Source organism: Marinobacter sp. UBA5687 (genome assembly GCF_002420325.1).
Lineage (GTDB): Bacteria > Pseudomonadota > Gammaproteobacteria > Pseudomonadales > Oleiphilaceae > Marinobacter > Marinobacter nauticus.
On record NZ_DIHV01000099.1, the window covers coordinates 1 to 4,368 of the forward strand.

The 4,368-nt window shown below is 56.5% G+C and carries 5 protein-coding genes and 1 pseudogene; 4 read left to right on the plus strand and 2 right to left on the minus strand.

Going from position 1 to position 4,368, the window contains the following annotated elements:
• The first annotated feature begins 337 nt into the window (after nt 1-337).
• Complete coding sequence (locus B3Y70_RS10270) at nt 338-949, plus strand: tRNA-(ms[2]io[6]A)-hydroxylase (RefSeq protein ID WP_114435015.1); 612 nt, start codon at nt 338-340, stop codon at nt 947-949.
• Here the strand turns inward: B3Y70_RS10270 and B3Y70_RS10275 are convergent.
• Nucleotides 922-1,827: a LysR family transcriptional regulator gene (locus B3Y70_RS10275; protein WP_014421143.1), complete on the minus strand. Its 906-nt coding sequence runs from the start codon at nt 1,825-1,827 to the stop codon at nt 922-924. The two genes, B3Y70_RS10270 and B3Y70_RS10275, sit on opposite strands and share 28 nt — an antisense overlap.
• Nucleotides 1,828-1,963: 136 nt before the next feature.
• Here B3Y70_RS10275 and B3Y70_RS10280 point away from each other — a divergent pair, with 136 nt between their 5' ends.
• The 3 genes from B3Y70_RS10280 (at nt 1,964) to B3Y70_RS10290 (ending at nt 4,162) form a co-directional block, all read left to right on the plus strand.
• Nucleotides 1,964-2,734: a ferredoxin--NADP reductase gene (locus B3Y70_RS10280; RefSeq protein ID WP_011785332.1), complete on the plus strand. Its 771-nt coding sequence runs from the start codon at nt 1,964-1,966 to the stop codon at nt 2,732-2,734.
• Between the two features lie 107 nt (nt 2,735-2,841).
• A complete protein-coding gene (locus tag B3Y70_RS10285) occupies nt 2,842-3,243 on the plus strand; it encodes an acyl-CoA thioesterase (protein WP_273029905.1) in 402 nt (133 codons plus the stop codon).
• Between the two features lie 49 nt (nt 3,244-3,292).
• Nucleotides 3,293-4,162 carry a hypothetical protein gene (locus tag B3Y70_RS10290; RefSeq protein WP_414674114.1) on the plus strand — a complete coding sequence of 290 codons (870 nt, stop codon included), beginning with the start codon at nt 3,293-3,295 and terminating at the stop codon, nt 4,160-4,162.
• Here B3Y70_RS10290 and B3Y70_RS10295 read toward each other — a convergent pair.
• Nucleotides 4,146-4,368: pseudogene (locus B3Y70_RS10295) on the minus strand (UDP-2,3-diacylglucosamine diphosphatase); the annotation flags it as partial. The gene B3Y70_RS10290 and the pseudogene B3Y70_RS10295 sit on opposite strands and share 17 nt — an antisense overlap.

Sequence of the window (4,368 nt, forward strand, 5' to 3'; positions counted from 1 at the left end):
GTCTGCTCGGCGTTCAGGGGCTTGGGGGGAATACCCAGGGCTTCACGTTCGGCAACGTGTTCACGATAGGCTTCTAACACGATATGGACCCTCATCAGTTGGAATGTTCCGCGCTGTGGGCGTGGTGCCCGGCGGGAGTTTTTTGGCGAAAAGGCCGCAGGAGCCTCTGAATAACGCCTCAAATCACTGATGGGGTTTCAGGATTTATTCAGAGACTCCTTGATCTGGCGCTGCATTCTATAGGAAACCCCTTATAAAGTTAAGTTGGACAGAGGTCGGAGGAATCTGTTAAGTGCGCTATACTCCGGCCTCCCGAATTTTCAGCCTGAACCGCGATATGAACGACGCCCTGCAAGAAATTCACGATTTCCTACCGTGCCGTACCCCGCAAACCTGGATTGACAGCGCCCTGGCAAACCAGGACCTGCTGCTGATCGACCATGCGCACTGTGAAAAAAAGGCCGCGTCCACGGCGCTGAGTCTGATGTACCGTTACGTGGACAACACCGAGTTGCTCAACAAGATGTCGCGTCTGGCCCGAGAGGAACTGAGGCACTTCGAGCAGGTACTGGCGATCATGAAAAAGCGGGGGGTTACCTATGCCCATCTGTCACCGGCACGGTATGCCGCCGGCCTGCGGGAAGCGGTACGAACAGAGGATCCCGGGCGGCTGGTCGATGTCTTGATCGTCGGCGCCATTATTGAGGCCAGATCCTGTGAGCGTTTTGCTGCCCTGGCTCCCTCGCTGGATGAAAAGCTGGCTGAGTTCTACAACAGCCTGCTTAAATCCGAGGCACGTCATTACCAGGATTACCTGACGCTGGCCGAGCAGGCCAATGGTGGCCCGGTGGATGAACGCGTTGTGCAGTTCCTGGCCATCGAGCAAAAGCTGATTGAATCTCCGGATTCCGAGTTCCGCTTTCACAGCGGCCCGGTTCTGGCAGGTTGAAGCTCCTGGCAAAGTGACATCCAGCGGGCGATTCCGGCGCTGCGGTATTTCTGTTTGTGCAGAATGAAGTAGAACTGACGGTCGAATTTCCGATAGTCGGGGACGCTCAGGGGGACCAGGCTACCGCGTTTGAAAGCGTCGGCCAGAACTACTTTGGACAGGCATCCGATGCCCAGATCCGCCTCGACGGCCCGTTTGATGGCCTCGGTATGTTCCAGTTCCAGCAGGATGTTGAGGTCTGGCAACAGGCCGTGCATCCCCCGTTCGAAGCTCTGCCGCGTGCCAGATCCCGGTTCCCTCATAATCCAGACCGCCTGACGAAGGTCCTCGTCGGTCAGAGCCTGTTTTCGGGCCAGGGGGTGTGACGGAGAGCAGAATACCGTCAGTTCGTCTTCCCGCCAGGGAATTACCTCCAGCTCCGGGGACTGTAGCTCGCCTTCAATCAGACCGATATCCAGTTCGAAGTCCCGGACCCGGCGGGCTATGGAGCTGGTGTTGGCCACCTCCAGTGAAACTTTCGGGCGGGTAGGGGTATTCATGTATTTGGCCATCACGCCCACGGCCAGATAGTTCCCTATAGTCAGGGTAGCGCCGACTTTCAGGGCGCCGACTTCTGAATGTTTACTGAACGCCTGTTCCAGTTCCGTGGCCTGCGCCAGCAGGGACTCTGCCTTGGGCCGGTAGAGTCGGCCGAGTTCGTTCAATTGCAGCCGTTTGCCCACGCGGTCGAAGAGCTGGATATCGAACTGGCTCTCCAGTTCTTTCAGGGCGCTGCTGGCGGCGGACTGGGACATGGCCAGCGATTCGGCAGCCCGGGTGATGTTCTGGAAATGGGCGGCGGCCAGGAAAACTTCGAGCTGACGAAAGCTGTATTTCATAGGGTCTCTTCCGGTGGAAGCTGTTTATCGGAAAAATCGAATAGCCTTATGAAAACAGCCCGTTTTGTCGATTTCAAGCAAAAGGTTAAACTATTCTCAATTCCTGATGGACTGACGTTAATAGGCGAGGGCTCCCATGAGCAACCTGATGAAAGAAACCGTAACCAGTGTGCACCACTGGAACGATACGCTGTTCAGCTTCAAGACCAGTCGGGATCCCGGCTTCCGCTTCAAGAACGGTCATTTTGTAATGATCGGTCTGGAGACAGATGGCAAACCGTTGATGCGCGCCTACAGTATTGCCAGTGCGAACTATGAAGAAGAGCTGGAGTTTTTCTCTATCAAAGTTCCTGATGGCCCGCTGACCTCGCGCCTGCAACAGATCAAAGTGGGTGACGAGATTCTGGTCAGCCGCAAGCCAACGGGTACGCTGGTATTGGACAATCTTCTGCCGGGCCGAAATCTCTGGCTGATCAGCACCGGCACCGGGCTGGCACCGTTCATGAGCATCATCAAGGATCCGGAAGTTTACGAAGCCTATGACAAGGTGATTCTCACCCACGGTGTGCGCTACATCTCCGAGCTGGCGTACCAGCAAGAGATTGAAGAACTGCCGGAGAACGAATTCTTTGGTGAGATGGTCAGTGGCAAGCTGGTGTATTACCCGACCGTGACCCGGGAGCCCTTCCGCAACCAGGGTCGTCTGACGGATGCCATGGAAACCGGCAAGATCACACGGGATCTGGGGTTGCCGGATTTCGACGTGGAGCAGGACCGCTTCATGATCTGTGGCAGCCCGAGCATGCTGAAGGACACCTGTGCCATTCTCGATAACATGGGCTTCCGCGAAGCCCGTGGTGGCGACATGGGCCACTATGTGATTGAGCGGGCTTTTGTGGAGCAGTAACTGCGACTAAAGTACTAGCGGAAAATCCTGTGGTTAACGCCACAGGATTTTTTTTGCGACAAAATTTGTGTGTATAGTTTGCGCTCTTTCATAGCAGGACTATGCCCATGTTTACCCTCGACATTCAGCCTCGATTCAGTGATACAGACGCGCTTGGTCATATCAGCAATACCTCCCTGCCGGTTTGGTTCGAGCAGGGACGTACTCCGATATTTCGGATTTTCCACCCGTCGCTGGACGTAAAAACCTGGCCGCTGATCATTGCCCGGCTGGAGATCGACCTGTTGGCCCAGAGTTACTGGCACATGCCCGTTGAGATCAGAACCGGCGTGGGCAACATTGGTAACAGCTCGTTCCAGGTGGTTCAGGAGGCCTGGCAGGATGGCAAGCAGATCGCCCGTGGTGTCGCGACACTGATTCACTTCGATTACGAAAATGAAAAGTCTGTTCCCATCCCTGAGGCCATCAAGGCAGAATTGGCTGAACATAAGGTCAAGGATACGGCGTAGTGGTGCCGTCAATGGAGGAGCTGTGACCTCAAGGCTTTCTTGTCTGGCGATGGCGCTGGCAGGCTCTCTGCTGCTGGCCGGCTGTGATTCCGGGGAAGAGCAGGGTGCGCCTGATGATCCCTCGGGTTCCTCCCGGCGGGCGGTTTCGGGTGTGGATATTTCCCTGGCCCTGGAGCCGGCTCAACTGGACTGGGTCGGCCAGAGGATTTTCCAGAATGAGTGTGCGGGGCGGTTCCAGTGCCTGGTGCACTGGAACGAGGGGGAAGCCTTCCCGTCCCTGGGTATAGGACACTTCATCTGGTATCCGGAGGGGGTTGAGGGCCGTTTTGTCGAGAGCTTTCCGCAGTTGATTACCTACATGAGTCAGCGACAGGCGTCGGTGCCGGACTGGTTGCGCGGGCTTGATCCTCTGGATGCTCCCTGGCCGGATCGCGCGGCCTTTATGCAGATGCAGGATTCGATCCGCGTTGCCGAACTTCGGGAGTTTCTGGCAGGCACTCAGGGTTTGCAGGCAGAATTCATCTTTCGCCGCGCCCAGGAGTCGCTGGGCACTATTCTGGATGAGGTTCCCGATCATCATCAGAAAGTTGTTCAGGGTTATCTTGAGGAGTTGAGCGCTACCCCGGGTGGCGTCTATGCACTGATGGATTATGTCAATTTCAAAGGTGAAGGGCTTGCTGAATCCGAGCGCTACAAAGGTGAGGGTTGGGGGTTGTTGCAGGTGCTCCTCGCCATGGATCCGGAGCCGGGGCAATCGACCCTTGATGCGTTCCGGGTGGCGGCGGGGGAGGTGTTGACCCGCCGCGCCCGAAATGCCGAAAATCCGATTGAGCGGGAGCGCTGGCTGCCCGGTTGGCTAAAACGGCTGGAAACCTACCGGGAGCCCATCACCGACACGATGGCTACAAAGGCCTCTTGAGCAGCTCGGGTTCCTGCCCCGGGCGAGCTTTCAGCCACCAGATATTCTTATCCCAGTCTCCCAATACAATCCTGCGTGCGGGCTTGCCATTGGCTTCCAGCTCATGAATGGCAGGACGGTGGGTATGGCCGTGAATCATCAGTTGAACATCATGGGCCTCCAGTTCTTTCACCACTTCCTCAGGGGTCACATCCATGATGGTCTCA

Excerpts from the sequence above, each read along its gene's own strand:
- B3Y70_RS10270 (WP_114435015.1), top strand. The coding sequence starts at position 338 with ATGAACGACGCCCTGCAAGAAATTCACGATTTCCTACCGTGCCGTACC.
- B3Y70_RS10275 (WP_014421143.1), bottom strand. The coding sequence starts at position 1,827 with ATGAAATACAGCTTTCGTCAGCTCGAAGTTTTCCTGGCCGCCGCCCAT.
- B3Y70_RS10280 (WP_011785332.1), top strand. The coding sequence starts at position 1,964 with ATGAGCAACCTGATGAAAGAAACCGTAACCAGTGTGCACCACTGGAAC.
- B3Y70_RS10285 (WP_273029905.1), top strand. The coding sequence starts at position 2,842 with ATGTTTACCCTCGACATTCAGCCTCGATTCAGTGATACAGACGCGCTT.
- B3Y70_RS10290 (WP_414674114.1), top strand. The coding sequence starts at position 3,293 with ATGGCGCTGGCAGGCTCTCTGCTGCTGGCCGGCTGTGATTCCGGGGAA.